This window comes from Streptomyces javensis, assembly GCF_039525925.1.
GTDB lineage: Bacteria > Actinomycetota > Actinomycetes > Streptomycetales > Streptomycetaceae > Streptomyces > Streptomyces asiaticus.
Window position 1 is genome coordinate 252,225 of record NZ_BAAAIF010000002.1, and the last position, 16,841, is coordinate 269,065.

Annotated in this window: 16 protein-coding genes; 9 read left to right on the plus strand and 7 right to left on the minus strand. The window is 71.1% G+C overall.

Annotated elements, in window-relative coordinates:
- Window positions 1-7 precede the first annotated feature (7 nt).
- The 4 genes from ABD329_RS03825 (at window position 8) to ABD329_RS03840 (ending at window position 4,127) form a co-directional block, all read left to right on the plus strand.
- Window positions 8-790 carry an IclR family transcriptional regulator gene (locus ABD329_RS03825; RefSeq protein WP_198279740.1) on the plus strand — a complete coding sequence of 261 codons (783 nt, stop codon included), beginning with the start codon at window positions 8-10 and terminating at the stop codon, window positions 788-790.
- A gap of 202 nt (window positions 791-992) precedes the next feature.
- Window positions 993-2,660, plus strand: a complete 1,668-nt coding sequence (gene ctaD / locus ABD329_RS03830) for an aa3-type cytochrome oxidase subunit I (RefSeq protein WP_246618825.1) — start codon at window positions 993-995, stop codon at window positions 2,658-2,660.
- Window positions 2,661-2,720: 60 nt separating this feature from the next.
- Complete coding sequence (locus ABD329_RS03835; protein WP_198279741.1) at window positions 2,721-3,290, plus strand: hypothetical protein; 570 nt, start codon at window positions 2,721-2,723, stop codon at window positions 3,288-3,290.
- A gap of 147 nt (window positions 3,291-3,437) precedes the next feature.
- Window positions 3,438-4,127, plus strand: coding sequence for a response regulator (locus ABD329_RS03840; RefSeq protein WP_198279742.1), 690 nt, complete (start codon window positions 3,438-3,440; stop codon window positions 4,125-4,127).
- A 51-nt stretch (window positions 4,128-4,178) separates the two neighbouring features.
- On the opposite strand, the gene ABD329_RS03845 is transcribed toward ABD329_RS03840, so the two are convergent.
- The 4 genes from ABD329_RS03845 to ABD329_RS03860 form a co-directional block, all read right to left on the minus strand.
- On the minus strand, window positions 4,179-4,634 hold the full coding sequence (locus tag ABD329_RS03845) for a cyclic nucleotide-binding domain-containing protein (RefSeq protein WP_198279743.1): 456 nt from the start codon (window positions 4,632-4,634) through the stop codon (window positions 4,179-4,181).
- Window positions 4,631-5,191, minus strand: a complete 561-nt coding sequence (locus tag ABD329_RS03850; RefSeq protein WP_198279744.1) for a pyridoxamine 5'-phosphate oxidase family protein — start codon at window positions 5,189-5,191, stop codon at window positions 4,631-4,633. The genes ABD329_RS03845 and ABD329_RS03850 overlap by 4 nt, the downstream gene beginning before the upstream one ends.
- Window positions 5,188-5,685 carry a hypothetical protein gene (locus tag ABD329_RS03855; protein WP_198279745.1) on the minus strand — a complete coding sequence of 166 codons (498 nt, stop codon included), beginning with the start codon at window positions 5,683-5,685 and terminating at the stop codon, window positions 5,188-5,190. Before ABD329_RS03855 ends, ABD329_RS03850 begins: the two co-directional genes overlap by 4 nt.
- Window positions 5,686-5,855: 170 nt before the next feature.
- Entirely contained in the window at window positions 5,856-6,056 is a 201-nt protein-coding gene (locus ABD329_RS03860) for a hypothetical protein (protein WP_198279746.1), read from the minus strand.
- Window positions 6,057-6,316: 260 nt separating this feature from the next.
- Here ABD329_RS03860 and ABD329_RS03865 point away from each other — a divergent pair, with 260 nt between their 5' ends.
- On the plus strand, window positions 6,317-7,996 hold the full coding sequence (locus tag ABD329_RS03865; RefSeq protein ID WP_281404685.1) for a sensor histidine kinase: 1,680 nt from the start codon (window positions 6,317-6,319) through the stop codon (window positions 7,994-7,996).
- A 35-nt stretch (window positions 7,997-8,031) separates the two neighbouring features.
- Here ABD329_RS03865 and ABD329_RS03870 read toward each other — a convergent pair whose 3' ends face one another.
- Entirely contained in the window at window positions 8,032-10,176 is a 2,145-nt protein-coding gene (locus tag ABD329_RS03870; protein WP_344315944.1) for an amylo-alpha-1,6-glucosidase, read from the minus strand.
- A 133-nt stretch (window positions 10,177-10,309) separates the two neighbouring features.
- Here ABD329_RS03870 and ABD329_RS03875 point away from each other — a divergent pair, with 133 nt between their 5' ends.
- The 4 genes from ABD329_RS03875 (at window position 10,310) to ABD329_RS03890 (ending at window position 14,871) form a co-directional block, all read left to right on the plus strand.
- Window positions 10,310-11,374 (plus strand): LacI family DNA-binding transcriptional regulator, encoded by a 1,065-nt coding sequence (locus tag ABD329_RS03875; protein ID WP_198280793.1) that lies wholly within the window; start codon window positions 10,310-10,312, stop codon window positions 11,372-11,374.
- 105 nt (window positions 11,375-11,479) lie between these two features.
- A complete protein-coding gene (locus ABD329_RS03880) occupies window positions 11,480-12,724 on the plus strand; it encodes a sugar ABC transporter substrate-binding protein (protein WP_198280794.1) in 1,245 nt (414 codons plus the stop codon).
- Window positions 12,725-12,961: 237 nt separating this feature from the next.
- A complete protein-coding gene (locus tag ABD329_RS03885; RefSeq protein ID WP_198280796.1) occupies window positions 12,962-13,948 on the plus strand; it encodes a carbohydrate ABC transporter permease in 987 nt (328 codons plus the stop codon).
- On the plus strand, window positions 13,945-14,871 hold the full coding sequence (locus tag ABD329_RS03890; RefSeq protein WP_198280795.1) for a carbohydrate ABC transporter permease: 927 nt from the start codon (window positions 13,945-13,947) through the stop codon (window positions 14,869-14,871). Before ABD329_RS03885 ends, ABD329_RS03890 begins: the two co-directional genes overlap by 4 nt.
- 84 nt (window positions 14,872-14,955) lie before the next feature.
- Here ABD329_RS03890 and ABD329_RS03895 read toward each other — a convergent pair whose 3' ends face one another.
- Complete coding sequence (locus ABD329_RS03895; protein WP_198282418.1) at window positions 14,956-16,065, minus strand: mandelate racemase/muconate lactonizing enzyme family protein; 1,110 nt, start codon at window positions 16,063-16,065, stop codon at window positions 14,956-14,958.
- Between the two features lie 12 nt (window positions 16,066-16,077).
- On the minus strand, window positions 16,078-16,839 hold the full coding sequence (locus tag ABD329_RS03900; protein ID WP_425574281.1) for a creatininase family protein: 762 nt from the start codon (window positions 16,837-16,839) through the stop codon (window positions 16,078-16,080).
- Window positions 16,840-16,841 lie beyond the last annotated feature (2 nt).

Below are 16,841 nucleotides of genomic sequence, written 5' to 3' on the forward strand. Positions count from 1 at the left end.
GCGGGTAATGGACTCGGCGGCCGAACGCGTAGCCGTACTGCTACTGGCCTTCGGGCGTCGCGGCGCCACCGGGGATCACTCCGTCAGCGATCTGGCCAGAGCGGTCGGCCGGGAGCGCAGCCAGGTCTCCCGCATGCTCCAGGCCCTCAGTCGCGGCGGTCTCGTCGAGCAGGACAGCCAGACCAAGCGATACCGGCTGAGCTGGGACATGCTGGTCCTGGCCGCCGGTGCCGGAGACAGCTCGCTCCTGCGGGCGGCCAGACCCGTGCTGCGCGCGCTCGTCGCACGCACCGGTGAGGTGGCGCTGCTGTCCGTGCAGCGCGGCAACCGGTCGCTGACCGTACTGCGCGAGGAGTCGAACCAGTCCCTGCGGGCCGGTGGCTGGGTGGGCCGCAGCTCACCTCTGCACTGCACGGCCTCCGGCCGAGCCCTGCTCTTCGACACCGACGACGATCTCGTGGCGGAACTCGTCGCGGAGGACCTGACGACTCCCATATCGGGGCTGTCCGCTCCCCGGACCCTGGAGGAGGTTCTCGAACGCCTGCGGAGCGAACGCGACCGTGGGTACAGCATGGCGAGCGAGGAGGTCGAGATCGGCCTGACCTCGGTCGGAGTTCCGCTGCGTACACCGGCCGGTGGGCTGGTCGGCGTGATCAACGTGTCCGGCCCCACATCACGGATGATCAACCGGCTCGATGACGCGGCCCGGCGGCTCCGCGCCGCCGCCACCGCCATCGAGAACACCCTCGGGCGGATGCCGGACGGGAACGGGCCGGGCCGGTCCTCCTGACCGGCCCGGCCGTCCGGAAAGGGGCAGGGACCTTCGACCCCGGCCCTGGACTCTTCGGCCCTGTGCGGCCGCTGCCCGGCCAATGATCATGTTGTGAGCCGGAAAGCGGGCGGCCTTCACGTGTGCTGCCCTTTGTGCGTTGCCCTTTCCGGCTGTTTTGGAATTGATCAAAGAGGCGGAAGGGCGCGGCTCGGTGGACGGAATGACTACCAAGGGGAACCACATCAGGGGAGTTGCTCCCGGAGCGGACTCCCCGCCGACGCGAAGGCATCTCCTGGTGGAGTGGCTGACGACAACCGATCACAAAAGGATCGGGACGCTGTACCTGGTCTCGGCTTTCGCCTTCTTCCTCGTCGGCGGCCTGATGGCGCTGGTCATGCGGGCCGAATTGGCGCGCCCGGGGACCCAGATCATGTCCAACGAGCAGTACAACCAGGCATTCACGATGCATGGCTCGGTCATGCTGCTGCTCTTCGCGATGCCTCTGTTCACCGGGTTCGCCAACTGGATCATGCCGCTTCATATCGGGGCTCCGGACGTGGCCTTTCCGCGTCTGAACATGCTGTCCTACTGGCTGTTCCTTTTCGGCTCGCTGACCGCCGCGGCCGGATTCCTTACCCCGCAGGGTTCCGCCGACTTCGGCTGGTTTCTGTATGCGCCCCTGTCGGACGCCATCCATTCACCCGGTGTCGGCTCCGATATGTGGATCATGGGCGTTACGCTCTCCGGCTTCGGCTCCATCCTGGGCGCGGTCAACTTCATCACCACGATCGCGTGCATGCGCGCTCCGGGCATGACGATGTTCCGGATGTCCATCTTCACCTGGAACGTGCTGCTGACCTCGGTGTTGATTCTGCTTGTCTTCCCGGTGCTGGCCGCCGCGCTCCTCGCGCTGGAGTGCGACCGCAAGTTCGGATCGCATATCTTCGACCCGGCCAATGGCGGCGCGTTGTTGTGGCAGCATCTGTTCTGGTTCTTCGGACATCCCGAGGTCTACATCCTCGCGTTGCCGTTCTTCGGTATCGTCTCCGAGGTCGTCCCGGTGTTCTCGCGCAAGCCGATGTTCGGCTATGTCTCGCTGATCGCCGCGACGATCTCGATCGCCGGTCTCTCGGTCACGGTGTGGGCCCACCATATGTATGTCACCGGTGGTGTGCTGCTGCCGTTCTTCTCGTTCATGACGTTCCTCATCGCGGTTCCCACCGGCATCAAGTTCTTCAACTGGATCGGGACGATGTGGAAGGGATCGCTCTCCTTCGAGACGCCTATGCTCTGGGCCACCGGCTTCCTGATCACGTTCACCTTCGGCGGTCTGACCGGAGTGATCCTGGCGTCGCCACCGATGGACTTCCACGTATCGGACTCGTACTTCGTCGTCGCGCACTTCCACTACACACTGTTCGGCACCGTCGTCTACGCGATGTTCGCCGGATTCCATTTCTGGTGGCCGAAGTTCACCGGAAAGATGCTCGACGAACGGCTTGGAAAGATCACCTTCTGGTCCCTCACCGTCGGGTTTCACCTCACCTTCCTTGTGCAGCACTGGCTGGGTGCCGAGGGCATGCCCCGGCGCTATGCCGATTACCTGGCGGCCGACGGCTTCACGGCCCTCAACACACTGTCCTCCATCGGCTCGTTTCTGCTCGGTCTTTCGGTCCTGCCGTTCTTCTACAACATCTGGAGGACCGCCAAATACGGGAAGCGGGTTGAGGTTGACGATCCGTGGGGATACGGACGCTCCCTGGAGTGGGCCACGTCGTGCCCTCCACCGCGGCACAACTTCACGCGGCTGCCCCGGATACGCAGTGAATCCCCGGCCTTCGATCTGCACCATCCGGATATCCGCGAACTCCAGACCGCGCGGCGCTGAGCGGACGGCCACGGTCCGATGCCCCTGCCGATGTCCAGGTGTTTGATGGAGGAGAACGTCATGTCCCATGCCGTCCTCGCGCTGGCTGCCGCGGTGTCCTGCGTCGGCGGATGCGTCTGGTCCCTGCCCGCGGTGGCGGACATACGGGCCCGAGACGACCGACCGCTGTCGCGGCGGATCGCGGCGGCCGGATGCCTCACCCTCTGGGGTACGGTCGCGCTTCTCGCCCCGCTGCTTCTCACCTCGGTGTCCTGGAGTGTCCTCGGTGTCGTGGCCGCGACGGGCGCGGCCACGGCCACGGCGCTGGCCGCCCGGTCCCGCGTTCAGCGAGCACGCGAACTCCGGGAGACCGAGCGACACTGGGTGGCCTGGGGATATGAGCCCCCGGTCCGGTCCGCCTCCTCGCGGTGCCGCACTTTCCTGGTATGGCTGCTGCCTGGCCTCATCGTGGCGACCGCGGTGGCTGTCGCGGTCCTGTGGACGGGGCGGGTGAACCCGGGCCGCGTGGCTGCCGCGGGGTTGACCGCGGCAGGCGTCGTCAGTGTGTTCCTCGTTCTCGCCATCGTCGACGCGGCCCGGGGACCCGTCGCGCGCCGCGGCAAGGCGCCGACGGGGTCGATCCGGCCGTAGAGAGCGCGGGTCGCCCGGCGGCGCGGGCGGAATTGGGCCGACCGGCCCTGGTCCTTCGGTCCGAACGCGAGAAGGATCTTGGTTCGGATGCGCGATCCCGAACCCGATCGCGCACCGCAGGAACGCGGAACCTACAGGGAGCAATCCATGGCGGACGGCGAGCGGCCCGGCCCCGGCAACCCCACCCGGGTCTTTCTGCTGGACGACCACGAGGTGGTACGGCGTGGTGTGCGCGACCTGCTCGACGACGAGCCGGACATCAGCGTGGTCGGTGAGGCCGGGACGGTGGAGCAGGCCCTGGTCCGCGCCCCCGCGCTGCGACCGCGGGTGGCCATTCTCGACGTTCGCCTGCCCGACGGTGACGGGGTGTCCGTGTGCCGGGAGCTGCGCTCGCGCATGCCCGAGCTCGCCTGCCTGATGCTGACCTCCTTCGACGAGGAGGAGGCCCTGCTGGACTCGATCATGGCGGGCGCCTCCGGATACGTCCTGAAGCAGATCCAGGGCTCGGACCTGGTGTCCGCGGTACGCACCCTGGCCGACGGCCAGTCCCTGCTCGACCCGAGCGCCGCCACCAGGCTGATGGCCCGGCTGCGCGGCGGCCAGCGGCAGGAGGAGCCCGACGCGCTGCCCGGACTGACGCAACGGGAGCGCGAGGTCCTGGCCCTGATCGGCGAGGGGCTGACCAACCGCCAGATCGGCCGGCGGCTGTACCTGTCCGAGAAGACGGTGAAGAACCACATCTCCCGTCTGCTGGCCAAGCTGGGTGTGGAACGTCGCGTCCAGGCCGCGGTCATGGCCACCCAGGCTCAGGACCGGCGGCGGCGGGAAACGCGCTGAAAACCGAGGTCGATGGGGCCGGATCCGGACCGCCGCAGCGGTTTCGACCGCTCAGACGGCGCTGCCGGCGCCGAACGGGGCGTAGAGGTCCAGCAACCGGGTCCTGGCGGAACGCAGGCGGTGGGCGAGCACCTCGCCGACCCACTGGGTGACGGCCCGGCCGAGAGCCGGGTCGTCCTGGCACATGGAGCGGACAGCCGTGGCGTCGAATTCGTAGGCCCGCACGAGTGTCGTCGCCGTGGCGCCCAAATGCCACACCCGGGGCGCGAACAGCCAGGACCAGCCGACGAGTTCATCGTGGCCCAGCGTCTCTATGGCGGCGGTACGCCGACCCGGCACATAGGTGTCGAGCTCGACCGAGCCGGTGCGGATGATCCAGAACCGGTCCGCGCGGGCACCTTCGTCGAACAGGCGCGTTCCCTCCGGGAAGGACACCTGCCGGGGGAGGCGCATGAGCCGTTGCCGGTGATCGGCGGCCAGCGCGCGCAGCATGGTGGGGGTGTTCATGACCTGCCTTCCGGACGGGGTCCGCGACGATCTGACGCCTCCAGCGTGTGGCGGCGCCCGGGGCCGGGCGAGGGGCCGTCCGGTCCGTACGGCGGGCCACCCGGCCCGCCGCGCTCTCCCCGCGATGCCGTCGACGCCAGCCGGTAGCCGGTCACGAACTCGGCACGGATGCGGACCACGTGCTCCGTCTCCGTGTTGATCCAGGGCGTCAGCTCGGTGCGGTAACGGGAGAGCGCCTGCGGATCCGTGACGCGGCTCGCGGTACCGGTGACCATCACGCTCCAGCCGGTGTGCGTGGTCTCGTCGATCTGGTCGGCCTCGTAGACCACCACCTCGGACGCCGACGCGGTGGCCAGGAGCGCGGCACCGGCGTGGGTGCGGATGACGATGTCGCCGTCGTCGTTCACGAGGTGGTTGACCGGCCGGATCACCGGGAGCGCCTGGTGGGTGAAGCCCACCCGCCCCATGGACACGCCCGTCAGCAGCGTGATCGATGCACTCCGGTCCAGCTCGACCATGCGGGTGCCAGGACCGGGGGGAAGGGGCCGACCGGTCATGACGGTTCCCGGCGAACGGTCCCGTCCCCGGCCCCGCGCGGCCAGATCACCTCGACATCGACCCCGTGACTGCGCGCGTAGGCCACCAGATGCGCCGTGACGTCCCGGCCGTTGGACGGCGAGCCGTCCCATACCGCGAGCACGCGGGCGCAGTGGCGCAGCATGCTCTCGTCCGCGGTCACGCACGAGCCGTGGTCGCCGGGGTCGTACTCCACCAGCCGCACCCGCTCCGACAGCAGCAGCAGTTCGCCGGCGGCACCGCGGTCGAGCTCGGCCAGCTGCGTGGGCATGCCGTTCCGCGACGGCAGGACCGTCACCAGGGCCAGCCCGGCCTTGCGGGCCGCTCTCCCGAACGCCGTCGGCAACCCCTTGCCGACGCGGACCAGACCGGCTCTCCCCGCCCGGCCGAACTCGACCAGCCGCGCGCGCAGTTCCTCCTCCACCAGCACGAGCGTCGATGCGCTGAGATCGGGATGCCCTACGACAGCGATCATCCTCGACTGTCCTTTCTCCTCACCGGCCACTGGTCCGCTTGATCGTCTCCGGGCCCGGGCGCGGCGCGCCAGAGCCGGGCGGAACGAGGAAAGGGCCGGTCGGTCCTTGCGGAGGGGGGAAAGCCGACGTGGCTCCGGTTTCCGCCGGTCCGCGCGCGAGGGGCCGAGTCTCAACTCCACTCGGCCCGACGGGCTCTGGCGGCAAGGAAGTTCGGGCCTACCCGGGGGCACGGTGCCACCGGCACGATCGATGCACCGATGCGATCCGTGGCGTTCAAGGCCAGCCACAGCATCCGGTGCAGGCGGGCCCCGGTGAGCACCGCCAGTCCGAGGACGGTGACCGCGGGGCACGCAGCCTTGTCGTTCTCCATGGGCACGAACGCCAGGCGTCGGCCCGGCTCCGAGTCCGGGGCCGAACGTCCCCGTCCGGGCCACCGCGTCGGCCCTCTCCGGAGTCATGATCAGGGCCGAGTGGGCCCCGCTGCCGAGCCGCTCCTCGGGGCGCCGTCGATCGGTGTCCATGTGTCGGGCATCCTGGTGTCGGTCGGCGCGACGGAAAAGGGGAGCAGCTGTGGCGGACGAGTGCGGCTCCAAGCCCCGTGATACCCCGGTGTCCGGGTCCTTGCCCCAGTTGCGGCTGGATGAGCTGCTGGAGGGCCTGCAACAGCAGGTGGCGCAGGTCCGATCGGCACGCGACCGCGTCCACACGCTGCTTGACGCGGTGCTCGCGATCGGCTCCGACTTGGAGCTGGAGGTGGTGCTGCAACGCATCGTGGAGTCGGCCGTCAGCCTGGTCGACGCGGAGTACGGAGCGCTCGGCGTGCTGGGCGAGGAAGGCACGATCAAGCAGTTCCTCACCGTCGGCATCGACGAGGAGACCATCGCGAGGATCGGTCACTACCCGCGCGGTGAGGGCATCCTGGGGCTGCTGATCCGCCACCCGGAGCCGCTGCGCCTGGCCGATCTGGCGCGGCATCCCTCTTCCGTGGGTTTCCCCACCGGGCACCCGCCGATGACCAGCTTCCTCGGTACCCCGATCAAGGTGCGCGAGCAGGTCTTCGGCAACCTGTACCTGACCGACAAGCAGGGCGCCGCGGAGTTCGACGCCGACGACGAGGCGGTGCTGCGCACACTGGCCGCGGCGGCGGGTGTGGCCATCGACAACGCCCGGCTGTACGACGACGCCCGCCGTCGGCAGCGGTGGCTGGCGGCGAGCAACGAGCTGACCCGCAGCCTGCTCTCCGGAACCGAACCCGCCGCGGTGCTGGAATCCTTCACCGCTACCCTGCGCGAGATGGCCGGCGCGGACCTGGTCACCCTGGCCATCCCGGTCGGCGACAGTGGCGAGCTGGTCATCGAGGCCGCCTCCGGAACGCGCGCGGAGGACGCGCGCGGTCTGGTCCTGGGTGCCGCCACGCTGGCCGCGAAGGTCTTCGCCTCCGGGGAGACCATCACCAGCGACGCGGTCAGCGCCGATCCGCGCGCCACCGGTGGCAGCGCCGCGATCGTGGAGCTGGGCCCCGCGTTCCTCGTCCCCCTCGGTACCCGCGACCATGTGCGGGGCGTGCTCCAGGTGGCCAACGTACCGGGCGGCCCGGTCCTCACCGACGCCGTCATCGACATGGTGATCGGCTACGGCAACCAGGCGGCGCTGGCGCTCGAGGTCGCCGAGCACCGGCAGGACGCCGATCGGATGCTGGTCCTCAACGACCGTGACCGGATCGCCCGCGATCTGCACGACCTCGTCATCCAGAGGTTATTCGCCGGGGCGCTGACCTTGCAGTCCACGCTCGGCCGGCTCGCCGACCGGCCGCAGGTGGGCGCGCGGATCCAGCGGGTGGTCGACGACCTGGACGACACCATCAAGGTCATCCGCTCCACCATCTACTCACTCGGCGAGCAGGACCGGTCCCGGAGCGAGGGGTTGCGAGCCCGGCTGGTGGTGGCCGTGGAGAGGGCCGCCGAAGCCCTGGGCTTCGCGCCCGCGCTGCGCATGACCGGCCTGCTGGACACCAACGTCCCCGCCGGGCACGCCGAACACATGCTGGCCGTGGCCGGCGAGGCGCTGTCCAACGCGGCCCGGCACGCCCGGGCCACCGCCGTCGACGTCAGCGTGGAGGTCACCGACACGGCGCTGCGGCTGAAAGTGGCGGACAACGGCCGCGGTGTCGACCCGGCCGTCACCCGCCGAAGCGGCCTGGCCAACCTCCGGCGACGCGCCGAGGAACTGGGTGGCTCGTTCTCCGTCCGCCCGAACGAGCCGAACGGCACCGTCGTGGAATGGGCCGCGCCGCTGTGCGCCACCCCATGACATCCGGGCAGGACGCGGGCATCGGGCGCGCCGCGTCAGGCCGGGACCACCGTCAGCCCCTCCGGTGCCGTCACGTTCACCGCTCCGTCCGCCGCCAGCGTGATGTCCAGCCGAGCGCCGCCGACCTGGAGCCCGGTCACCGTCAGCGGGGCGTACGCCGCGGCGAAGGCGGGGGCCACCGTGACCGTGCCGCCCGGGACGTCCGCGTCCAGGCCGAGGGCCGAGCGCAGCACCAGGACCGAGGAAGTGGCCGCCCAGGCCTGGGGGCGGCAGGACGCGGGGTAGGGGGCGGGGTGCGGGCCCGCCGCGGCGCCGTGTCCGGCGAAGAGCTCGGGCAGGCGTCCCGCGAACCCCGCCGACGCCGTCAGCAGGCCCGCCGCCAGCGGCGCCGCCGCGTCCGGGAAACCGGCCCTGACCAGCCCGTGCACCGCGATCGCGGTGTCGTGCGGCCAGATGGAACCGATGTGGTAGCCGTACGGGTTGAAGCCCACCATGTCGCTGCTCAGGGTGCGCAGACCGTGGCCCGAGTCGAGGCCGGGGCCGGTCAGCCGGGCCGCCAGCGCCGCGCTCTCCTCATGGTTCAGCAGGCCCGTCCCGAGAAGGTGGCCGAAGCCCGAGGTGACCGAGTCCACCGGCCGGCCGTCGCGGTCCAGCGCGACCGCCGGGTACGGGCCCTGTGCGTCCTCCACCCAGAAGCGCTTCCGGAAGCGGGTGGCGAGCCCGTCCGCCCACTCCTCCCACGCGTCCGCGCCCGGCCGCCCGAATGCGCGCAGCAGCGCCGCCCCGCCCCGCGCCGCCTCGTACGCGTACGCCTGCACCTCGCACAGCGCGATCGGCGGGTCGGCGAGCCGGCCGTCGCGGTGCCGGATGGCGTCGCCGGAGTCCTTCCAGCCCTGGTTGGCCAGGCCCCGTCCGGTCCGGTCGACGTACCTGAGGAAGCCGTCACCGGCCGCGTCCGCCTGGGCGCGTATCCACGCGAGCGCCGACTCGGTGTGCGGCAGCAGCTGTTCCACCTGCTCGGGGGCCAGGCCCCAGCGCCAGGCGTCGTGCAGCAGGGTGATCCACAGGGGGGTCGCGTCGACCGTGCCGTAGTACACCGGCGGGACGGCGAAGGTGTCGGTGAAGTTCTGGGTGCCGCGCCGCACTTCGTGCAGGATCTTCCCCGGCTGCTCCTCCGTGGCGGGGTCGGCCACCGCCCCCTGGCGGCGGGCGAGGGTGCGCAGCGTCCCGGCGGCGAGCTCGGTGCCGAGCGGCAGCAGCATGCGGGCGGCCCACAGCGCGTCACGGCCGAAGAGGGTCAGAAACCACGGAGCCCCGGCGGCCAGGAACTGATCGACGCCGCCCGTGCGCCCCTCCGCGGATTGGGGGTCCATCAGGCGCAGCCGGTCCGCGTCGGCGACCGACTGGCCCAGCCACTGGTCGAAGCGCCGGTCCGCGCTGCGCAGGGCCGGGCCGTGCCACGGTACGGCGTCCGCCGGGGCGGCCGGGAACTGGTCGCCGTCCGCATACGCCGCCGTGCAGCGCAGCGTCACCGTCCATGAGGCGCCGGGGTCCAGTTCGACGTCGTAGGACAGCCGGCCCTCCGGCGCCTCCAGGGTGTCCGGCGCGGGCTCGCTGACCAGGCGTACGGCGAACCCGTCGCGGGACCACACCAGAGCGCCGCACTCGGTGCCGTCCGCGCCATCGGCCCGCGCCGGCACCGGGTCCAGGACGTGGCCCGACTTCACCCGCTCCATCGGGGCGAGGTCCGTACCGGCCGTGACCGTGAGCCGGAAACCGACCCGCCGGGTGCCCGCGTTGGTGACCTCGAGGCTCTCCTCCAACCGTCCGGAGGCGACGGCCCGGCGGCGGTTCAGGGCGACCGCCGGGTCGGGCGTCACCTCGCCGAGCCCCCGCAGGATCGCCCGGAAGTCCGCCCGGTCGGCTCCCCTGAGCCCGCCGCCGACCGGCGCCAGGGCGATGGACCCCACCGTGACGGTCAGGTGGGACAGCGCCCTGCCGTCGCCGTGGTAGAAGCCGTCCGCACCCCCGTCGAGCTGCCCATCCGCGCGCGAGATCACAAAGCTCGGCGCGTACAGCGTGACGACCGCGTCGTGCAGGAACGGCTGTAGGTCCGTCGCCACCGAAGTGGGGGTCGTGACCGGTCCGTTGGTGTCCTGGGCCTTGACAGTGGTGTCCAAAGGAGTAGAACCTCTCAGCATTAGATCGATCCAAAGACATTAACGGCCTCTTCAGAGCGCTGACAATGCCTTTGGAACGCTCAAATCAAGCTCGCAGGACCAAGCTTCAAACCCTCGTACGACGGAGACCCGTATGCCCCGCTCCACCAGCAGTCCCTCGCCCAAGGGCAGCCAGGTGACCCTTGCCATGGTCGCCCGCCGGGCCGGTGTCTCCCCGCAGACCGTGTCCAACGCGATCAACTCGCCGGACCTGCTGCGCCCCGAGACCCTGGAGCGGGTCCGCCGGGCGATCGACGAGATGGGCTACCGCCCGAGCCGTGCCGCGCAGTCGCTGCGCACCCGCTCCAGCAAGCTCATCGGCTACGGCATCCAGCCGGCTCCGGGTGGCGACACGGCCCCGGTCATGGACCGCTTTCTGCACGCCCTGTCGCAGGCCGCCGACGAGGCCGGCTACCGGATGCTGCTCTTCGCCTGCCCGCCCGGCGGCCCGAGCCTGGAAGGGTACGAGGAACTGCTCGGCCGGCACGACGTCGACGGCTTCGTGCTCAGCAACACCGCCCGCCAGGATCCGCGCCAGGCGTGGCTGGCCAAGCGGGGCGTACCGTTCGTCGGCTTCGGCCGGATGTGGTCGGGGCGGCAGATCGGTGATTGGGTCGACGTCGACGGCGCCTCGGGCACGGACGCCGCCGTGGAGCGGCTGGTCGCCCTCGGGCACCGCAGGATCGCCTTCCTGGGCTGGCCGCGCGGCTCCGGCGTCGGTGACGACCGTGCCGAGGGCTGGCAGCGGGCCATGCGCCGGCACGGCCTGCCGACGCGCGGACGGCGCGCGGAGAGCGCGGGGGACGTCGAGGCGGCCCGGATCGCCGTGAAGCCCTTACTGGACGCGGGTGCCACGGCCGTGGTCGCGGCCAGCGACATGCTGGCGCTCGGCTGCTATCACGCGCTGCGCGAGCGGGGCGCCGCCCCGGGCCGGGACGTCGCCGTGATCGGCTTCGACGACTCACCGATCGCCGGGATCCTCTCGCCCTCCCTGTCCACGGTCGCCCAGCCGCTGGAGGCGGTCGGAGGTGAGTGCGTGCGGCTGCTGCTGGCCCGGATGGCCGACCCGGCCGCGCCACCGGAGCGCGTCCTGCTGGAGCCGTCCCTCATCGTCCGCGACAGCACCCCGGCGCCGGATTCCGACGCACCGGCGCCCTGACGACCGGGCCTCCGCCGCGCCGGTGCCGTGAGGCGCCGCGCCCCCGACATCACCTCTCCTCCACCCCCCGAGCCGCACGTACCGTCCCGAATCCACGGAGGAATCATGGCCCCCCGCACGGCCACCGCCGCCCTCGTCACCTGCGCGGCGCTCCTGGCCGCCACCGGCTGCTCGTCGAGCTTCGGCGGCGACAAGGAAACGCAGCAGGACACCGGCGCCGAACAGCACCTGAAGGTCCTGATAGCCACCTCGGGCGACGCCGAGACCAAGGCGGTCAAGGAGGCCGCGGCCGCGTACGAGAAGCGGTCCGGCAACAAGGTGACCGTCGAGGCCGCCAAGGACATGAACCAGCAGCTGGCCCAGTCCTTCGCCGGACACCGGCCGCCGGACGTCTTCTACGTCAACTCCGACCAGTTCGCGAACTACGCCAAGGGCGGCTCCCTGTACCCGTACGGCGACAAGATCAAGGACGCGGACGACTTCGCCGAGCCGCTGCGCACCTCCTTCACCTACGACGGGAAGCTGGTGTGCCTGCCCAAGGACACCTCCACCCTCGCCCTCGCGATCAACACCGACCTGTGGAAGAAGGCGGGGCTGACCGAGAAGGACTACCCCACCTCCTGGGACGGGCTGAGGAAGGTCGCGGCCAAGCTCACCGGCGACGGGGTCACCGGCCTGGTCACCAGCGACGAGTACCAGCGACTCGGCGTCTTCATGAAGCAGGCGGGCGGATGGATCACCGACGCGAAGCAGACGAAGATGACCGCCGACAGCGCGAAGAACGCCGAGGGGCTCGGCTTCGTGCGGTCGCTGCTGCGGTCCGGCTCGATGAAGTACGCCAAGCAGGTCGACACCAGCTGGGGCGGCGAGGCCCTCGGCAAGGGCAAGGCCGCCATGACCATCGAGGGCAACTGGCTGACCGGCGGCATGAAGCTCGACTACCCGAAGGTGAAGTACAAGGTGGTCCCGCTGCCCGCGGGACCGGCCGGGAAGGCCACGCTGGCCTTCAGCAACTGCTGGGGCGTGGCCGCCGAGAGCTCCCACCGCTCGGCGGCCGTGGACCTGGTGAAGTACCTCAGCTCCGGTGAGCAGCAGCTGAAGTTCGCCGATGGATTCGGGGTGATGCCCTCGCGCACCAGCGCCCTCGCCGACTACGCGAAGCAGGCGCCGGACGCGAAGGCCTGGGTCGACGCCAACTCCTACGCGCAGGGCCCGGTGACCGTCGCCGGGTTCGACAAGGTGCTCAGCCAGTTCAACACCCAGCTCCAGTCGCTGCGCACCACCGACCCTAAGAAGATCCTCGCCGACCTCCAGCGCAACGGCGAACAGACCCTCGCGAAGGGCGACTGAGCCGCCATGCCCTTCCGCACCGTCCACCGCACGGCGCGCCACATCCCCCGTGGCGCGCCGTCCGATCCCCGCCCGGCCCCCGGGGCCATCGGCGGGGGTCCCCGTACGGCCGGCTCGCCGGGCGCACCTGACGCGCCCGGCGGGTCCGGCTCCAAGGCGGCGCCCCGCACCCCGAACACCCCGCCCGCGGGGCGCCGCCGCGGCGAAGGCGCCTGGGGCTGGCTGTTCGTCAGCCCCATGGTGCTGATCCTCGGCCTGTTCCTGGTGCTGCCGATCCTGATGGCCCTGTGGGTCAGCCTGCTGGACTGGGACGGGCAGTCCAACCCGTTCACCGGACAGGCGAAGTTCGTGGGCCTGGACAACTACCGGACGCTGCTCACCGAGGACGGCCTCGACCGGACCCTCTTCGCGACCGCGCTGCGCAACAACGTCTACTACGTGGCGCTGACCGTGCCGCTACAGACCGGGCTCGCGCTGGTGCTGGCGCTGATCGTCAACCAGCGGCTGCTGCGCGCCAGGGGCGCCCTGCGCACCACGTTCTTCTTCCCGTCCGTCACCAGCTCGATCGCGGTCTCCACCGTCTTCCTCTTCCTCTTCCAGGGCAGTGGTGCCGTCAACACGCTGCTGTCCTGGATCGGGGTGAAGGGCCCGAACTGGTTCGCCGACTCGCGCGGGGTGCTCTCCACGCTGCTCGGCGGCCTGGGGATCGTCGACCCCGACCGCCCTCCGGGTGTGCTGGCCGACCACTCCTTCATGGGCCTCTCCTGGTACGAGTGGCTGTCCGGCCCGTCCGTCGCGATGTGCACGATCATTCTGCTGGCCGTGTGGACGACCTCCGGCACCTTCATGCTGATCTTCCTCGCGGCCCTCCAGGACATCCCGCGCGAGCTGGAGGAGGCGGCCGCCATCGAGGGCGTGAACCGCCGCCAGATGCTGCGCCACATCACGCTGCCCGCGCTGCGGCCGGTGCTCTTCCTCGTCCTCACCCTGGGCACGATCGCCACCTGGCAGGTCTTCGACCAGGTGTATGTGATGGGCCAGGGCGCTCCGGGCAACACCACGCTGACACCGGCCTTCCTGTCGTACTCGACGGCCTTCGATGACGCCGACTTCGGGCAGGGCGCGGCCATCGCCTTCATCCTGCTCGCGCTGATCCTGCTCATCACCGCCCTTCAGCGCTGGGCGCTGCGGGAGCGCGGTCCCCGCCCCGGGAGGAATCGATGAACGCCACGGCCACGGCCGCCCCCAAGGCCAAGGCCAACGCCACCGCCCCGGCGCGGGGGCGCCCGGTGCTCGGCCGGTTCCCGCTGCCGCTGCGGGTGCTGGGGTACGCGCTGGTGGTGGGGGTCGGGCTGGTGTACCTGCTGCCGTTCGCGCTCCAGCTGGTGACCGGGTTCAAGACGGACCCGGACGCGGCGGCGCACCCCCTCGGACTGGTGCCCACCACTCCGACGACCGCCGCCTACCAGCGGCTGTTCGGGCTGAGCCAGGCCGGGGACGGAGTGCCGTTCCTGCGCTGGCTGGGCAACTCGACCCTGGTCGCGGTCCTGGTCACCGCCGGGCGGGTGCTGTTCGACTCGATGGCGGGGTACGCGCTGGCGCGGCTGCGCTTCCGGGGCCGCTCGCTGCTGTTCGGCTTCGTCGTCGGGGTGATGGCGGTGCCCGGGGTGGCGCTGCTGATCCCGAAGTTCCTGGTGCTGAACAGCTTCGGGCTGTTCGACACCTACACCGGGATGATCCTTCCGCTGATGGTGGACGCGGCCGGGATCTTCATCATGAAGCAATTCTTCGAGTCGATCCCCCGGGAGGTCGAGGAGGCCGCGCGGGTGGACGGCGCCGGGGTGATCCGGACCTTCTGGTCGGTGGTGCTGCCGATGGCCCGGCCCGCGCTGATCACCCTGACGATCCTCTCGTTCCAGGGCTCATGGAACGAGTTCACCCACTTCCTGGTGGCCACGCAGTCCGGCCAGTACGAGACGCTGACGACCGGGCTCGCGCGGTTTGTCTCGGGCGGGCTGGGCGGCGGTACGCAGTACCCGCTGAAGCTGGCGGCGGCCCTGCTGGCGACCCTGCCGGTCGCGGCGCTGTTCTTCTGCTTCCAGCGCTACTTCGTGCAGGGGGCGAACTCGGGGGCGGTCAAGGAATAGCCCCGCCCCGCTCGCGCCCCGCCCCGCTCGCGCCCCGCTCGCGCCCCGCCCGACCAGGTGCCGCGCGCTCGGCCGGTGGAGACGTCATCCCGTCAGATCGCCCTCCCGCTCGTTCACCGCCGAGTAGTGCCGCAGCTTCTCCTCGTCCACGCGCACGCCCAGGCCCGGACCCCGCGGGACGGCGAGGCTGCCGTCGACGAGCGGGATCGGGTCGGCGATGTCATCGGCGTGCAGGTAGTACATGCTGTCGATGGCGCGGCTGAGCAGCGGAGTGCTGGCGACCACGGCGAGGTGGGCGGCGGTGGCGATGCCGAGTTCGCCGCCGCTGTGCAGGTTCATGCCCAGGCCGAAGGTCTCGCAGTGGGCGGCGAGGGCCTTGGTCGGTGCGATGCCACCCCACTTGTAGACGTCGCCGTGGACGACGTCCACCGCGCCGAGCCGCACCGCGGGGGCGAAGTCCTCGAAGCGGACGACACACATGTTCGTGCACAGCGGGATCCGCACCTTGGTCCGCACCTGGCTCATGCCCTCGATGCCCGGGCACGGGTCCTCCAGGTACTCCAGGTCCAGCTCCTCCAGCTTGATGCCCGCCCGTACCGAATCCGGCACCGACCAGGCGGCGTTGGGGTCGACGCGCAGCTCGGTGTCCGGCAGCGCGGCACGCAGCGCGCGGAGGTTGGCGACATCGCCGTCCACGTCGCCGGTGCCCTTGAGCTTGACCGCCCGGAAGCCGCCCTCGGCCACCACCCGGGCGGCGTGCTCGGCGAGGGCTTCCGGCGTGGCTCCGTCCGCGCGGGTGACGAGCGCGGTGAGCGGCACGGTGTCGCGCACCGCCCCGCCGAGCAGATCGGTGACCGAGTGGCCGGTGGCCTTGCCCATGGCGTCCCAGCAGGCGACGTCCAGGGCGGCGATGGCGGCGTAGCCGAGGTAGCCGTGGAAGAACGGCACCATGTGCTGCTTGCGGTGGAAGGACTCCAGGGCGAACGGGCTGGTGCCGATGAGATCGGGCGCGAGCTTGCGGACCAGCGCGGCCACCGGCTGCCCCCACATCGTCTCGCCCCAGCCGTCCACCCCCTCGTCGGTCCGGATCCGGACCACGGTGCGGGTCTCGCCGGTCTTGGTCTCGAAGGAGCTGGTGAACGGGGAGGTGAGGGGGAGATTCACGACCCGGACGTCGACGTGTGTGACCTTCATGTACGAGGCTCCTCAGATGGCACCGGGGGCGGTTGCTTCGGCGAACGCCCGGATCGCCCGGGCCAGTTCGGTGGCGCGGGTGGACAGCTCGCCCGGGTCGGGGCGAGCCGTGGACGGGTCGTCGGTCATCCCGCCCACCCGTGCCCACTCGCCGTGCCGCTCGGCGGTGAGGCCGGGGTGCGGCGGGGCGTGGAAGAGCGGCGGGGCACCGGCGGGACGGTGCGGCTCGACGGGGGTACGGACCAGGTCCGGGTGGGCGGCGAGCATGAGGGAGGTCTCGTAGCGGCCGGCGTGCCCGGGGTTCTCCGGCGCCTCGCCGAGGCTCCAGTAGGAGCAGGCCGCGAACGCGCCCTCGGCACGCAGCGCGTGTTCCTTGACCGCCAGGCGCATGATCTCGTCATTGCCGCCGTGGCCGTTGACGATCATGACGCGGCGGAAGCCGCTCTCGGTGAGGGACCGCAGGATGTCGCCGAGGACCGCCGCCAGGGTGCCCGCCGACAGCGACACCGCGGCCGCGAAGAGGTGGTGCGGGCTGTGCCCGTACGGCAGGGCGGGGAGCCGTACGACCGGCGGTCCGGCGCCCGCCAGCAGCTCGGCCGCCCGGTCCACCACCGCCGTGACCAGCAGCGTATCGGTGCCCATCGGCAGATGGCCGGAGTGCTGTTCCTGCGAGCCGATGGGCAGCAGGGCGATGGCGTCCGCGCCCGCGGCCCGGGCCTCGCGCCAGGTGAGTTCGGTCAGCCGGAGCAATGTGGTACTACCTCCTGGGTACATGG